The sequence below is a fragment of the Maribellus comscasis genome (genome assembly GCF_009762775.1).
In the GTDB taxonomy this organism is placed as follows: domain Bacteria; phylum Bacteroidota; class Bacteroidia; order Bacteroidales; family Prolixibacteraceae; genus Draconibacterium; species Draconibacterium comscasis.
The window spans coordinates 2,650,224-2,667,003 of sequence record NZ_CP046401.1 but is presented as its reverse complement, the minus strand read 5'-3'; the positions used below and the strand labels follow the sequence as shown (position 1 = coordinate 2,667,003).

Below are 16,780 nucleotides of genomic sequence, written 5' to 3'. Positions count from 1 at the left end.
TGTGACAGCACCTTTGTTAAACACATTGATTCCGGCAGGTGTGACAGCACGTGCCGGTTTTTGTTAGGCATACATAGATTTATCTCATAAGTTTATCCTCCTTTATCTTTTTTGAATAATAACTTGTTGACCTTCAATTTTATAGTTTATTGGTAATGTTTCCTGTAGTAATTCAAGTACCTCTAAAATGGTTTCGTTCTTAATCGTTCCGTCGTAATGGTAATCGAGAACAATATTGTCGGCAACAACAATGTCGACGCCAAATTTTCTTTCCAGCAATATGATCAGCTCCTTCAGGTTCATGTTTATAAAAATCAATTTGTTATCCTTCCATGAACTGAAAAGCTTAGTGTTTACGTGTTTTGTTTCAAAGATGTTTTGTTCACAGTCAAAAATAAACTGTTCTCCCGGCTCCAGAACTGTGGTCGTTTTGAAATTTGGATTTAAAGAAGGTGCAATTTGTATTTTTCCTTCTTCGAGGGTTGTTATAACTTTTGATTCTGTTTTGTATCCCTTTACATTAAATTTTGTACCCAGTACTTTTATTTTGTATGAAGGAGTGAAAACTACAAATGGTTTTTTCGCGTTTTTGGTAACATCAAACCAGCCTTCACCATCGAGAAAAACCACCCTGTTCCCAAATTTCCCCGAGATGGAGTAGGTTATTTTTGATCCGGAGTTTAAATAAACCATTGAACTATCGGGGAGGATAACCTGAGAAACCGATCCGACCGGAGCGACGCTGGTGTAATATACCGGCTGCTCTTTTTTCATTTGGCGCACAAAAAAACCTGCCAGAAAACCAAAAACAAGGATGGCTGCGATTCCGGAATATTTTATTATTATTTTTTGACTTTTCTTTTTGGGTTGAACTTGCCCTAAATTTATTTGATGGTGTATTTTGTCTAAAATTTCAGAAAGATTATCCGGTCCTGATTGAGATTCTAAGTTTTTTTCATTGTTCCACCATTCAAAAATTACTTTTCTCAGATTTAAATTTTTATAAGGTGATTCAAATAGTTTAAATGCATTTTGCAATTCTTCCGGCGAGCTCTCTCCCTTTAAATATTTATTGATAATTGATATGTTACTGTCTTTCTCTGAGTTCATTTTTTCAATTGAAAATATTTTGCCGGCCGGAAACAAAGAATCCCTCTTAAACTAAAGGGATTCTTTTTCCCAGACTATGAATTAACTTATTTGCCAGTTCATATTTGTTATACGTAGATTTAAGTGATACCCCCCAAATTTTTTTTAATTTATCGTTCGTATTTGATACAACGTGTTTCAGAGGAATAGAGAAAAAAATAACAAAACGGGTAAAATATCTTTACCAAGTTGTTGTCTCATATGTTTTAATGTCAGGTTTATCTGGTTCTCAACTGTTTTTACCGATATTCCCAATTGTTCTGCAATTTCCTGATGAGAAAGGCCTTTCTCTCTGCTTAACTGGAAAATTTTTTTTCGTTTCCCAGGGAGTTTTTCTATGATTTCTGAAATCTGGTGATTTAAAAAGTTATAATCAGAACTGTGGTCGGTGCAAAAACTGTTGTCTTTAAAATTAACTTCCAGAAATTGTCTGAATTCTTTGTCTTTTAGTCTGAGCCTTAACTGATCCATAATCAGATTATATGAAACAGTAAAAAGAAATGATTTGAACGATTTTGAGGAATCAATTTCATTTCTTTTATTCCAAATTTTGTAAAACGTCTCCTGAACTATTTCTTTTGAATCTTCCTGATTTTTGAGCAGGGAAAATGAAAATCGGAACAATCTGTCACCGTACCTGTGAAACAGCTCATCAAATGCTTTCACATCATTGTCAATAAGTTGCGAAACCAATTGTTTGTCGTTTCTGGATGAAAAGTTGGACATGTTGTTAGTTTAGAAGCTGCAAAGTAACAATTTTATTGCCAAAGTTAGAAAGAATTGTTTATTGCCAAAGTCAATTTAAACGGGTCTTACAAGGCTTAATTGATTTGAAATTTGGCACTGATAGTTCAAAAGGGGAGATTGACTGGCAGCTTCAAATAAAAAAAATGCTGAAAAATAAGAGAAACAAGTCTGGAGGAAAATGAAAAAAGAAGGAGCACCAGGAAATTGATCTACTCCCTCTTTGGAAAAAATTTATGAAAAAAAACTATTTAAGATTTGGCATTTGATCACGTGTAATTACATAGCTTTGATTAACTGCATCAATCCACCAGTCGGCGTTGGCAAACTGATGAGCGGGTTGATTAAAATCAGCTTCATTTAAATTGTTCGTTCTTTCAAAGTCGTACCAAGGCATAAAATACGCCCATTTTGCCCCTGCAGCCCATTGAGAGGAGATTGTTGCCACATTCCCCATTTCGCTTAAAGTGACTATTTTGTTTGGATATTCATTCCGGATAGAGGAAAATTGTTCGGCGATTGAATTTGCATCTGAATTATTATAAACATCCCGGCCAATAATATCAACATAATTATCACCGGGGTAAAAATCATTGTCGTTGGTTTGCGTGGTCCAAACCCATATAAGGTTGTCAAGTTCCATTTCCCGGAAATAGTTAAACATATAAATCCAAAGTTGTTTAAAAGCTTCTGCTCCGTTGGCACCCCACCAAAACCAAGCCTCTCCCGCCTGGTATTCATAAATATTTCCTGCGGCTTCGTGTAATGGTCGCCAGATCAATGGAATGTTTTTTTCTTTAAGTATTTTAATATAGCTGCTAATTTTTTCTAAGTCAGCTTTTACAATTTCATTTTCCCAGGTTCCTTCAATTGTTGCATTTGAAGCTTTAAAAGAGGTTTCATCGGCATAAAAATAATAGTTGTCACTCCCCTGGTTTGACGGAACATTCCAGTGCCAGCTGGCGCAAACAAGGCCGTTGTTGTTCCACCATTCTTCAATAAATGCTGTTTCTGAATAATCAATCCAATTGGCCGGAGAAAAAGGCAGGTGTATATAGTCGAACGAAGCTATGGCCGGGTATTTCCCGGTGTGTTGCTTAATCCATTCTGCTTCATTAATATTCCACGCTACGTTTGACATTGAGGCAGAAATTACTTTTTGGCCATAGTTTTCTTTTAAAAAATTATAGACATTTTCTGCCTCCTTTGACGGATTTTTAGTTACAAGCTCAGCACTTATTTCTATCGGGTTATTTGTTTTTGTTGAAAAAGAAAAGGAAAATTCTTCTGCATAATTTTTAGCCAAATCAAGTACAGAAATCGCCGAAATTGTAACGGAGTAATCTGTATTATTTTCCAATACAGTTTCAATATTAAGTTGATTTTCATTTACACTCACATCAACGGTTTTATTATTTACGGCTATTTGATGGGAATTTCCCAGTGTTATTGGCTCACTGTAAGTAATAACTATTTTGGAATTCAACGAAACTCCGGTCTCCCCGTCAGAAGGTGTTACACTTTCCACTTGTGGCGAAATATTGTCAACGATATCTTCTCCTCCGTTGTTTTCCTCGCAACCAAAACCACTAACTACTGTAACAGCCCAAAAAAATAGGCAAAACTTCTTCATAATAAATTAAAAAGAATAGTCTTCTTAACAGGAAAAAGAAGACTATCCGTGAAAAATTTTTTTTATTTTGGGTCGAATCGCAGATTGTCCAAACTGACGCCAGCCGGAACAACTCCGCCATACAAGCCATTGGTTCCAGATGATAAATCAAATGTTCCGGTCAATCCCCAGGTGCTTACCGGAACAGAAACCGTAATCCAGTCGCCGTTTGTGGTAGCAGGGAGCAATCCCGCTCCGTACCAGTAGTTCCACTGGTCGGCAAACACAAATTGCAGTTGTGCATTTTCAGCACCGGTAACTCCTTCTTCAATACGAATGTCGAACTTGAGCACATAGTCTTCAACATTGTTTATAACAGGAGCCGGAGCTCCGTTTGCCTGATGATTGCAGTTCAATATCCATCCATCGAGTGCGCCATTGACTCTTAGAAAGATATTTCCGTTTTCTTCCAGAATCTCAGTATTTCCACTCCAGCCTGAATCCCAGTACCCGTTGTGATCGCCGTGTTGCTCAAAATCCATTACAATAATCGTTTCGTCTGTAATCGGATCGGTACCTCCAATAAATAGTTCAGGAGATAAACCTTGTTCACCTTCGTACGTAATAATTGTAATATTTCCGTATCCTTTTTCAACATCAATTGGCACATACACCTGAACCATTTCATCGGTTTTTACGCCGTACGCCGTTGCCTTGATATCGCCCGGGAAGATTAGTTCTTTTATTAAAAGAAGGTTGGATCCTTCGATGGTCAGAATTTCTCCGGGAGTACCTTTGGGTTCTGAAAACCCTGTAATCTCAGGCAAGTTGGCTGTAATCGTAATTTCGGAAGATGAAACAATCAGGTTGCCATTTTTGGCAATTAGTCGGATCAACCCGCTGGACGCGCCCACGGGAACAGTAACCTGCAACTGGGTTTCAGTTTGAGATTCTATCACTCCGGAAACCTCACCGGCAAACTTCACGTCAACAACCAAGTCCAAATCGGTTCCTTCGATGGTTATGGTATTATTGGCTTTTGATTCGCCCGGGCTAAAAGATGAGAAAACAGGATCAATAATTGTAATTTCCGGCCCGCTAACTTCTTTTTGTGCTTTTGTTGTAAAACGTATTATTCCGGTAACCGCAGCATCCGGGACAACGACCTTCATTTCGGTTTCAGTAGCGCTGGCAATACTTCCTTCAACGTCGCCTCCGAAAAGAACTTTATCTACGAGGTACAAATCGGTTCCGGTTACTGTTATTTCCTGTCCGTTTTTGATTGTTGTTGTAGAAACAGCGACAGTGGGTAGCACCAGCATTAAATCCTCTGATGATTCAACACCCACCATTGATGCAGGAAACATAGTTATTTTACCATCCTGAGTATCTTCAGGAACCGAAAGTTCGATTGTCGTTTCTGAATGACTTATAAATTCTGCAATTGTTTTATCTCCCCCCAATACTATTTGTTTTACCAAATCAAGGTTGGTACCGGTAATGGTCAAAGAAGAGCCTGCTTTAACCGGGTTTGGAGATATTGTTGCAAAAGCGGGCAATGTTACGGTTAGTTCAGCGCTTGAGTAAATAATAATAGGTTCTTCCGCTCCATTTGAAATGGCAATTTTGCCTGTTTGTGCTTCTTGCGGAACAACTAATTTCAATTCTTTCCTGCTTTGACTTGTGAAAGCTGTATCGCCGATCGCAATACGGTCGGTGAAAATAATTTCCTTTACAAGATTCAAATAGTCGCCGCTGATGGTTATTTCCTGTCCGGCTTTTAAGGATGTAGGAGAAAAATTGTCAATTGAAATTGGTTCAGAATAGGTTATTGGAGTTTTAGTTGTAATGTCACCTTGTGGAGTTTTTAAAGTAATTAACCCTTCCACTGCATCTTGCGGAATAGTTAACGTTAACAGGTCAGATGTTTTTTCGTTGAAGGATGTAATTTCAATATTTGATGGCAAAACTACAGCTGATACCTGATTAAGATTATAACCAATAAACATTAATTCTGCGCCCCTTGCAATAGGCATTGGGCCAAAGCTTTCAAGAACAACTCCGCTTATTTCATTTTCATCTTCCTTATCGCAAGATATAAACATCGAAAGGATTGCGACAGAGGCAAGCGTTAGAAACAGCAAGCCCCTATTGATATATTTTTTGAATTTTGTTTGCATAATTCTTCTATTAACAGGTTTTCATTCTATTCAGGTACAACTCGGATATTGTCGATACACATGTGTATGGTGCAATCTTCTCCTGTAAGTCCGCCATGCCAAACAAAAAATGTAAGTCCTCCCAGCATATCATTTGTAAGAGAATTGGCACTGGTTTGTCCTTCATGCGTATATTTAAAGCTGCTTAGTGGAACAGACACTGTAGTCCATCCTTCGGTTTGGTAAGATCCGGTTTCAGTCCAGGGAGTCCAAAGGGCACGGGGCACGCTCGTGTCAGCAAGATAACTGTTGGTTCCGCTTGTTGAATAAGGTGTAAAAATCATTTGCAAAGCAGCCGATTTCCATGGTTCAACAACATAACATTCAAATTTTAGTACCGCTTTGCTTAAATCATCCGAATAAAATGGTTCATCGGAACGGCCGTTTGCCTGGTTCCACAAGTTAAAACTAAAACTGTCTTCGTCCCATTTACTGGAAGCATCAGCGGGCATGTCGCCCTGAAAACGAACATAGTTCCCATCAATCGGGTCCGGATTTGAATTACCTATCTTACCTGAACGCCATCCTCCGGCTGCTGTTAAATTGTCCCAGTCGAGGATAAAATTGCGGTCATCGCGGAAATAGAATGAGGAACGGCTTGAGCCGTATAATGATTTTACGGTTACCGGGCCAACTCCTGCTCCTTCAGGAACGGTTACTACAATCTCATTAATGGTTACGCTTTTTATTTCGGCTTCGAGGTTCCCCGGGAAAAATACCTGAAGTGGTTTATTGGGGTCGTCGAGAAAGAAGTTTCCCCGGATGAGAGCATCGTTACCATCTTCTACATATTCGCACAACATAGAAGCTACCATTGGTGCAGGTACATCTACGCCAAACGGATGTGTAGATTCAACCTCGCCTTTTGTGATAAGCCTTATTTGGTCGGTTACAATTTCAGGAATTTCGTTTGGAATTGTAACGATAATACTTGTATTGGTTATAAAACTGGTATTTAGGATGGCTTGCTGGTCGTTAAACCAAACTTCAACTACGGCACCTAAGTTTTCACCAATAATTGCCACCGTATTTCCCATAAAAGCATGAGTAACCAGCGAGTCGGACTTTTCGGGTTCGGTTAACCTGATGTAGCGTACAACAGGTGTTGCATCCGGAGCAGTCACATCGTCATCATCATTCTCGCATGACTGAAACAGTATTCCGGAAAATAAACCGGACAGGACGAGAAAAATAAAGGCAACCGGAATCTTATTTGAAAAATATTTTTTTATTTCCATTTTGTTATAGTTTAGTCTGTTAGTATTCAATAGTACTGAAATCAAATGGAACAGGTTCCACGTCATCTCTCAGGTTGGGATTCATTGCCAGATCGACTTCCGGAAACGGCAGCTGGAATTTGGAATCGCTGGTAATGTTTACCTTGAACGATTCAATTGTAACTTCCGATTTTTCAATCTCGGCATCATAATACTGACGTAATCCGTTAAAAGACCCTCTTTCCTGGTTATTTAGCCACTGTTTTGCCAATTCCGGTTTGTAATAGTGCAGTCGTACAAAATCATACCAGTTGTCACATTCAAGTGCGAGCTCCAGTCTGCGCTCTTTAAAAATATCTTCAAAAGAAATTGACGAGACATCGGTATGTGCTGAGATGGAACGTTTGCGAACTGCGTTAAAAGCTTTTAATGCTTCTGCATCACTTGTGGTTTCATTGTTTCCGAGAATTGCTTCGGCATATATCAGGTAAACATCAGCCAGGCGTAAAATATGGGTTGCCAGGTCGGTGGCCATTCTGCGTGCAGGAACCCCTGCTTCGTCTTTGTGGTCGCCTTCAAAGTGGCCAACGATGTGCTTTACGCAATTTGCCCCCGTACCGATACCAAAAGTTGCTCCGGCAACGTTGTTATCATCGTCCCATGTACAGGTAAAACCTCCAACATGACGCCAGAAGTAGGGATAATAATCGTCTTTCATCATCATTGTAGCCTTTCTGCGGTCGTCACGATTGTTTCGTGGTTCACGGGCATCTTCATTAAAAGCAAACTGGAGATCGATTGTCGGGCCACGCCAGGTTCCCCAGGAATCGTTCAGGCCTGTAAAACCGTTTAACGATAAATCGGATTGTAAAGAGTTTTGTGAAGTCCACTGGTCTGAAGCTACCCAGCGCCATGAAAGTAGATTTTCCTCGTTGAAATTTCCGGTTGAGATTCGGAAAAGATTACTGTATACCGGTTCCAGGGAAAGTCCGCTCTCATTAACTACTTTGGCTGCATATTCTTTCGCTTTGTCAAGATCCGCCTGATTGCGTGTTCCATTTTGTCCGTATCCCGAACGGGTTAAATACACTTTTGCCAGAAGTCCGTAAGCTGAGGTTTTGTTGATTCTCCCTTTTATGTTTTGTTCCGGAAGAAGTTCAATTGCTTTCAGCAATGTGCGAACGATGTATTCATAAACGTCTTCAATTTGATTTTTAGGAAGTTCGGTGGCATTTCCTGCTCCAATTATTTCGCTGTTGCTGTGAATAATCGGGATGGCTCCCCAGATGCGAACCAGGTAAAAGTAAGCCATTGCTTTCCACACCATTGCTTCTCCGGTTACCGTATTTCTTGTTTCTTCACTCACATCGGGACCGGCTTTGGTTCTGATGTTTTCGATAACTGCGTTACAATGGCCATTTACCAGCCAAAGTGAATTGGCAGCGTTTGCCAAATCTTCGTTTGAAGAAGTTAAGTTAAAATTCTGGTAGTTGTTATCGGTCCCAAGGTACATATTGCCTGCCAAAACATCACCAATCCATACAAAACCTCTCTGGAAATCGTACCACGGAGCACTGTACAAAACATTGGCAGCCTGAAAACACTGCTCATCAGTTTTATAAAAGCTGTCAATTGTATAGTTGTCTTCAGTCGGACGGTCGAGAAACTCTTCACAAGAATAGCTAATAAAAAGAAGAGCTGTCAAAACCAGTATTTTATGGGTTTTAAATAGTTGTTTCATAATATCTGATTTTCAGGATTAAAAGGTTATACTTAAACCAAATGTGTAAATTCTTGGCGACGGATAACGGCCGTTGTCCAATCCGCTCACATTATCGTTTGTTTGACTGGCGCCTACTTCCGGGTCAAAACCGGTATATTTCGTAATCGTCCACATATTTTGAATGTTGGAATAAACTCTCAAATTATCGATTGATAAATCTTGAAGTAGTTTTTTGGGAACATAGTACGAAAGCGTTATGTTTTTGAAACGGAGGTATGAACCGTCTTCGATAAACCGGTCGGAGACACGGTTATTATCATTTGGATCTCCGGCGATTGCTCTGGGGATATCTGTATCCGGGTTTTTCACCTGTATATTGTCAATATCCTCGTACCAGTCGTTTACAGTGGAGCCTGTTGAATTTACGGAAGGATATTGTTTGTCCGGATTAACGGCTTCAAGTTTAGCCCGGTTAACAGCGTCAGAAAGCTGATTGTTCCACATGCTTTCCATGCTGATTAAACTTCTTCCTACATAATTTAAAATTTTGTTTCCGTAAGAACCATTAATAAATACATTTAACTCGAAATTTTTATAGCTAAATGTATTGTTAAAACCAAAAGTAAATTTTGGTAGCGGCGAGCCAATATTAGTGCGGTCGTATTCATCAATCACTCCATCAGGAACGCCATCCGGACCGGAAAGGTCTTCATATTTTATGTCTCCGGGCCAAACTGTATTTGAACGGTTAAAGTTGCCATCATCAGGATATGCCTTTGTTTTCGGGCTATTCATAATGTCTTCTTTGTTTTGGTAAATGCCGGCAACTTTGTAGCCATAGAAATTATAAAGTGATTCTCCAATTTCTGTAAGACTTACGAGATCAGTCCACTGACCATATCCTTCGATATGAGCAGCAGGAGTTCCGTCAAGTCCAAGCAGTTTATTTTTATTTCTGGTAAGAGAGAGTTCGCTTTCCCATTTAAATTCCCCGACAAAAGGACGGGTATTCAATGTAAATTCTACCCCTTTGTTTTCAATCTCCCCAAAATTACCCATCGGAGGATTCAGACGGATGGAAGCATTTCCCCGTGTTCCCATATAAGAAGGCAATTGCATATCCATCAACATCGCAGTTGACGTTTTATCGTACAGGTCAATCACCATTTCAATGCGGTTGTCGAATAAACCCAGGTCAATCCCTAAATTGTATTGTTCCTGTTTTTCCCATGTAATAAAGGGGTTGGCAATGTTACTCTGGCGAAATCCCTGGCCAAGTCCGGTTGGCATCTTATTTATAGAGGCCCCCCAGCGGTATCCGCCAATGTTTGCGTTACCCGTTTGTCCCCAACCTGCACGAATTTTAAAGTTACTTACTTTTCCTTCAAGGCTTTCCATAAACGATTCGTTGTTTATTCTCCACGATGCTGCAAATGCATGGAAAGGTGCCCAGCGGTTTTCCGGGCCAAAGTTGGAGGAACCGTCATAGCGGAAAGTATAGGTTAGCAAATATTTTTCATCATAGGAATAATTGGCACGTGTAAAGGCTGATGCCATTGAACCACTTCCTTTTCCCGATCCTATGGTCATAGTTGTTGGATCTCCTAAACTTGGCAGATGAATATCGTTACTGGAGAGGCCAGTGCTGGCACCTCGCAAATTTTCATATGTCCACTCCGAAACTTCCTGACCAACCATGGCAGTTACATTATGAACGCCAAAAGTTTTATTGTAGGTGAGATAGTTTTTTAACTGCCAGAAGAAATTCTGGTTATACTGAATGCTGGATGAGTTGGTAGAATTTACGATTGTACCGTATTCGTATGTTGGTAGAAAATGGTAAGCGTTTGAATTTCCGATATCAACGCCAAGTTCTGTCCTTAACGTTAAATCTTTTGTAAAGTTGATGTCGCTGTAAAGCGTTCCAACAATACTTGTTCTTTTGAGTGTATTTTCTTCATCCAGTGCTTTAGCAATCGGATTTACTCTTCCCGGTGAACCTTCTCTCTGGTCGCCAGACCATGAACCGTCGGTATTATAAATCGGAATATCAGGTGAAGAATTAAGCGCGACGCTAATAATTCCCTCGGTACTGTTATTCAACCCAATATTTTCTTTTGTTTTTGTGAACATGAGATTGGTTCCCATTTTGAACCAGGATTTTAATTGTGCGTCGAGATTTACGCGACTTGAAAAACGTTCAAAATCAGATCCGATTACGGTACCTTCCTGAGTGTAATAGCTTCCGGAAATAAAATATTTGACAACATCAGTTCCCCCCATGGCGCTTATTTGATTACTCTGCATTGGCGCTACACGGAAAACAGCATCCTGCCAGTTGGTTCCTTCACCAAGTATTGAAGGATCCTGTAATTCAACCCGGGGGTCACGTCCGTTGGTTTCGGCGGCCCAGTCGTTACTGTATTCAGCAAATTCACGTAAATTCATTACATCAATTCGTTTTACTTGCTCCTGAACACCGTAATAACCTTCGTAGGTAAATTTTGCTTCTCCTGTTCTTCCCTTTTTAGTAGTAATAAGTACTACTCCATTGGCACCGCGGGAACCATAAATGGCTGTTGCAGAAGCATCTTTCAAAATTTCTACAGAAAGAATGTCAGAAGGGTTTAAAACCGATAGCCCTGAAAAAGTAGAAACACTACCATTTCCCATAGCATCTCCCAATCCGACAGAATGTCCGCTTTGACTAACATTTTGAATAGGTACACCATCCACTACATACAGTGGTTCGGAAGCATCGGCTCTTAAAGTACCCTGCCCGCGAACACGGATTGATACAGATGAACCCGGTTGTCCCGAAGTTTGAACGGCGGTGATCCCGGCCGCACGCCCTTGCAGGGCTTGATCGAGGTTGGCAACCACAGAACCTTTAAGTTTATCTTCGGAAACAGAAACAACAGAGCCGGTTACGTCCGATTTTTTCATCGTACCGTAACCAACAACAACCACCTCGTCGAGCCCCTGCGTTTCGATTTCAAGCTGTACATTGATTTCGGATTGCGAGTCAACCGTCACTTCCTGAGTTTTGTAGCCTATAAACGAAAAGACCAGCACTGTTTCGTCGGAGGGAGCCGAGATAGCATAATTCCCTTCAAAATCAGTAACTGTTCCAACGGTTGTTCCTTTTAAACTCACATTTACTCCCGGTATAGGGTCAGATGTCTGTGCATCTTTCACTATCCCTGTTACCCTCTTTTGCGCAAAAAGACTGCTGCTTATCGAGAATAACAATAGAATCAGAATTACTTTTTTTTTCATAAAGAGTTTTAGTTATTGTATGATAGTTTTAAATAATTTGTATAAGAATAATGATAAACGAGATGATCAGGAGATACATAATAATCTCGAGCAAGAGATAGATTTTGCGATGGTGTTTTTTAGCCATTATAGTTAATTTAACGAGACAAAAGTAGGGCGAAATGCAAATTAGAATGGGAGTGGTTTGTAAGCAAATAAGATAGAGACGAAATTATCAGGGGTGAGATTTGTAAAAAAAATATACATGATTTGTAAAATTATTTATCAGAAAGAGGGGAAGTAACTATATTTCAAGGTTTTTATTTGGAACAGGTGAACAACAGGCGTTAAAAGAAGATGTTAAAAAAAATTCTGCACATATTTTATCCGGCACTTTTTATTTTTGGGTCAGCCTTTCAACTTTATGCTCAAAATATTCCGGCAAATTTCTCGAATATTGGCGTGTCTGACGGAATGACTTCCAATTGGGTAACTTCACTTCACAGAGATTCTGAAGGTTTAATGTGGATTGGAACGAGTAGAGGCCTAAATCGTTTTGACGGATATCAAATTACAAATTTTGAAGCCAACGCGGAAGATTCCGCCAGTTTGTCCAATAATTTTATTTCTGTCGTCGCTGAAGACAGCGAGTCCAATCTTTGGGTTGGGACAACATTTGGACTCAACATAAAAAATTTGCATTCCCGTTCATTTAAGCGGGTTTCTCTTTTTGACTATAATGCGTTTGGATGTAATGATGTAAATAACATCGAGAGCATCTTCGCCGCCAAAAACGGAGATATGTATATCGGTACACATGAAGGTTTTTTTGTTTACAGGAAGGGTAACTTCGAGCATCATTTAATCGATTCTTCTTTGTTTAGTGCCGATGTAAATAATGTAATTTCTTTTGCAGAAGATCGTACAGGAAAAATGTGGATAGGTACTTTTACAACAGAATTGATTGAATACAATCCCGCCAGTGGGAATTATAAATCGATCCCATTGCCCCAGTTGTACAAAGGGAAATATGTGCGGGGTCTGCATAGATTATTTATTGACAGCAATAACTTGCTGTGGATTGGAGGCCAGGCCGGGATGTACGTCTACGACTTGGTGAACGACCAGTGGCATTCGGAGCTAAATGAAAAACTTTTTAAACAGATTGGGAGTAAAGTTATTTCAGGAATTCAGGAAGATGAGAACGGAATTGTATGGATTGCAACAGATGGCGCAGGTTTATACCTTTACGATAAAGGGGAAGATTCCATTCAAAACATTTTGTTTAAAACAGGAGACACAAAGAATATTTCCACAAATGGATTGCACAGTTTGTATATTGACAATGACAATATTGTTTGGGTAGGGACTTATAAAAAAGGGCTCGATTATTATAAACAAAGTTCAAAGAAATTTCGCCTAATTCAAAACGATCCGGATAATAAGAATTCTTTGAATTTAAATGATATCAATTGTTGTATCGAACGTTCGAATGGGGATATTTGGATTGGAACCAATGGAGCAGGGATCAATGTACTTGACAGAAAGACGGGAAAGTTTCAATTTATAACGGTTGAAAATACAGGTATTAACGGATTAACCAGCAATGTAGTTGTTTCTCTGTTTGAAGATCATACGAAAAATATGTGGATTGGTACTTATTATGGCGGATTGAACAAATACAATCCGAAAACAGGTGAGTTTACCATATATAAACACAGTGTAAGTGACTCAACCAGTATTTCCGATGACCGGATATGGTATGTTACGGAAGACAGCAACCAGAATATTTGGATAGGTACACTTGGGGGGGGCTTAAATCTTTACGATCCCGGAAACGATTCTTTTGTTCGCTATGATTCTGAGAATTCAAACCTTTCCGGCAATTATGTAAATCATATTGCAAGCGACCACCAAAAAAGACTTTGGATTTCAACCTCAGATGGTTTGTCGATATACAATCCTTTCGAAAAGAATATTGATGTTTATTTTAATAGTTTTTCTGATAAAATACCAATAAACTTCGGCCCCGTTATTTCGAGTTTTGAGGACAGCCGCGGTTGGCACTGGCTATGCAGCGAACAAGGATTGATAAAGTTTGATCCTGAATCCAACCATTATCTTTTGCTCAACCAATTCAAGAACTTGTTGCCCAAATCGGTAAAGAGGATATTAGAGGATGACCAGGGAAATTTGTGGGTGAGCAGTTCTGCCGGAATTTCAAGAATCTCATTTTCAAATGTCATAAACGACTCGACTTTTACTACAGAGATTATGAATTTTGATGAAACAGATGGATTGCAGGGGCGTGAATTCTCTGAGCACGCCTCATTAAAAACAAACGATGGTGAATTGATTTTTGCCGGGGTAAACGGAATAAATATTTTTAAGCCAAACGAAATAAAACCAGACCTTTCAACTCCTAAATTGGTTTTTACCAACCTGAAGATATTTAATAATCCGGTAAGTCCGGGAGAGGTATTTGACAACCGGGTTATTCTTCCCAGCCCGGTTGACGCCGTTGACGAAATTGTATTAAAATATTCCGAGAACCTGTTCACAATTGAATTTGCAGCGTTAACTTACATTCATCCGGAAAAAAATAAATACCGTTACCAGCTGGAGGGATTTAATGAAAACTGGTTTGAAACAGATGGCACGGCCAACTTTGCAACATTTACGAATTTGAACAATGGCGACTATATTTTGCGTGTTAAAGGATCTAACGAAGATGGTACCTGGAATGAGGAGGGTATTTCTTTGAATATTAAAGTTTTGCCTCCGTTCTGGAAAACCTGGTATGCTTTGCTCGGATACGCTGTCCTGTTCCTTCTTTTGCTTTTGGGATTACGATTTATGATTCTGAACAGGGAAAGGCTTAAGGTTGAATTGGAAATGGAACGCGAAGAAGCAAAACGAATACACGAACTTGATTTGATGAAATTAAAATTCTTCACAAACATTTCTCATGAGTTCAGAACCCCGTTAAGTTTGATTCTTTCTCCGGTTGAAAAGTTACTCCCAAAATTTAAAAATCTTCCCGAGGAAAAATACCTTGAGCATATTTATCAGAACGCTAAAAAATTAATGGCGTTGATAAACCAATTGCTTGATTTTCGAAAAATGGAAAATCAGGGGCTCGCGTTTAATCCTTCCTGGGGAAATATAGTGGAATTTATTTCCAGTGTGGTTGCTTCGTTTAACGATTTAAGTGAAAATAAAAATATTGAACTTCGTCTGGTCACAAACCTCAGGGAATTTAACATGATGTTTGATAAAGAGAAACTCGAGAAAATTCTTTACAATCTGCTTTCAAATGCTTTTAAATATACTCATGTGAGCGGGTTGGTTATTGTACAGCTTGAATTGGAGGAGATTCAGAATGATATGCCGGCTCAAACAGGAGCAAATCTGATAATAAAAGTAAAAGATAATGGTATCGGAATTCACCCCGACAACATTGGTAAAATCTTTAATCGTTTTTATCAGGCTGAAAATCAGGATAATTTTGGAAGTCAGGGGTCAGGGATTGGTTTGGCATTAACAAAAGAATATGTAACGCTTCATGACGGGATAATTAAAGTTGACAGTGCGCAAGGTATAGGAACCAGTTTTACGGTGAAATTGCCGATTAAAAATGACGGGAACATTTCAAATCATATTTTTTACGGGAAAACAGAAGAAATTAAATTTTCAGTTAATCAAAAAGAACCCGTTCTTCGAAGAGAGAAAATCATATCCGAACAAAATCCTGTTATATTAATAGTTGAAGATAATCTGGATTTGAGGAAATACCTGAAGGAAAACCTTAGTGACGAATACGAAATAGTTGAGGCTGAAAATGGAAAACACGCTTTGGCGCAGTTAAATATTAAACTTCCGGATATAATTTTAAGCGATATTATGATGCCGGTAATGGATGGCATAGAATTTTGTAAAAGAGTAAAAAGCGATAAAATTACCAGTCATATTCCTTTTATTTTTTTAACGGCCAAAACCTCGGAACAACAAAAACTGGAGGGCTTAAAGAGTGGCGCCGATGATTACATTTTAAAACCTTTTAATTTGGATATTTTAAAGGCAAAAATTGAAAACCTGGTCCAATTGAAACAAAACATACGGAAGGTTTTTAATACAAAGGTAGAAATTGAACCTAAGGATATTAGCATCACATCCCTCGACGAAAAATTTATGAAAAAGGCTTTTGATATCATGGAAGAACAAATGGGAAATCCGGAGTTTACTGTAGCTGAGTTTAGCAAGGAAATGGCAATCAGCAGAATGCAGTTGTATAATAAAATTGTGGCCTTAACCGGAAGTACTCCTCTTGAATTTATTCGGATTCTTCGTTTGAAAAGGGCTGCGCGACTCCTGACAAGGGGGCAGTTAAATGTTTCAGAAGTTGCATATAAAACCGGATTTAATGATCCTAAATATTTTAGTGTTCAGTTCAAAAAAGAATTCAGTATTTCCCCCTCAAAATATGGTAAAAATTCTGCCGGATTTTCATCACAAAATTTTCATACAAAAGACAATTTATCATAATGGGGAAATGATGTTTAATCAAAGTAGTTTCTAAAAATAAATCTGGAAAAGATAGAATAATTAGAATAATTAGAATAGACATAACTATTTCTTTTTCAGTTATTTATGAATGTTTTTTCAACTAGTTTTTGATTTATTTGCAAAAAGATAAAGATATCTTTGTGTTTTATTTTTTTTTGACATAAATTGACATTGAAAACATTTTAAAACATTTGATTATGATAGCAGATAAAATGAAAAACACAGGTTATTACTGACAGTAAAATTGGTTAACGACAGTCCAAATTTCAAACATGCTTTAGGCAATTAGTCA

At 38.8% G+C, this 16,780-nt stretch carries 8 protein-coding genes; 1 reads left to right on the top strand and 7 read right to left on the bottom strand.

Going from position 1 to position 16,780, the window contains the following annotated elements; translation table 11 throughout:
* Positions 1-102: 102 nt before the first annotated feature.
* From GM418_RS10550 to GM418_RS10520, 7 genes are all read right to left on the bottom strand, one after another.
* On the bottom strand, positions 103-1,110 hold the full coding sequence (locus tag GM418_RS10550; RefSeq protein ID WP_158865840.1) for a FecR family protein: 1,008 nt from the start codon (positions 1,108-1,110) through the stop codon (positions 103-105).
* A gap of 177 nt (positions 1,111-1,287) precedes the next feature.
* Positions 1,288-1,875 carry an RNA polymerase sigma-70 factor gene (locus tag GM418_RS10545; protein ID WP_158865838.1) on the bottom strand — a complete coding sequence of 196 codons (588 nt, stop codon included), beginning with the start codon at positions 1,873-1,875 and terminating at the stop codon, positions 1,288-1,290.
* Between the two features lie 265 nt (positions 1,876-2,140).
* The gene (locus GM418_RS10540; RefSeq protein WP_158865836.1) at positions 2,141-3,526 is read right to left on the bottom strand and encodes a glycosyl hydrolase; all 1,386 of its coding nucleotides are present in this window, start codon (positions 3,524-3,526) and stop codon (positions 2,141-2,143) included.
* 62 nt (positions 3,527-3,588) lie between these two features.
* Complete coding sequence (locus tag GM418_RS10535; RefSeq protein ID WP_158865834.1) at positions 3,589-5,685, bottom strand: glycan-binding surface protein; 2,097 nt, start codon at positions 5,683-5,685, stop codon at positions 3,589-3,591.
* 26 nt (positions 5,686-5,711) lie between these two features.
* The gene (locus GM418_RS10530) at positions 5,712-6,962 is read right to left on the bottom strand and encodes a glycan-binding surface protein (protein WP_158865832.1); all 1,251 of its coding nucleotides are present in this window, start codon (positions 6,960-6,962) and stop codon (positions 5,712-5,714) included.
* A gap of 19 nt (positions 6,963-6,981) precedes the next feature.
* Positions 6,982-8,682, bottom strand: coding sequence for a RagB/SusD family nutrient uptake outer membrane protein (locus tag GM418_RS10525; protein ID WP_158865830.1), 1,701 nt, complete (start codon positions 8,680-8,682; stop codon positions 6,982-6,984).
* 18 nt (positions 8,683-8,700) lie between these two features.
* Positions 8,701-11,943 (bottom strand): SusC/RagA family TonB-linked outer membrane protein, encoded by a 3,243-nt coding sequence (locus tag GM418_RS10520; protein ID WP_158865828.1) that lies wholly within the window; start codon positions 11,941-11,943, stop codon positions 8,701-8,703.
* Between the two features lie 336 nt (positions 11,944-12,279).
* On the opposite strand from GM418_RS10520, the gene GM418_RS10515 reads away from it, so the two are divergent.
* Complete coding sequence (locus GM418_RS10515; protein ID WP_158865826.1) at positions 12,280-16,467, top strand: hybrid sensor histidine kinase/response regulator; 4,188 nt, start codon at positions 12,280-12,282, stop codon at positions 16,465-16,467.
* Positions 16,468-16,780 lie beyond the last annotated feature (313 nt).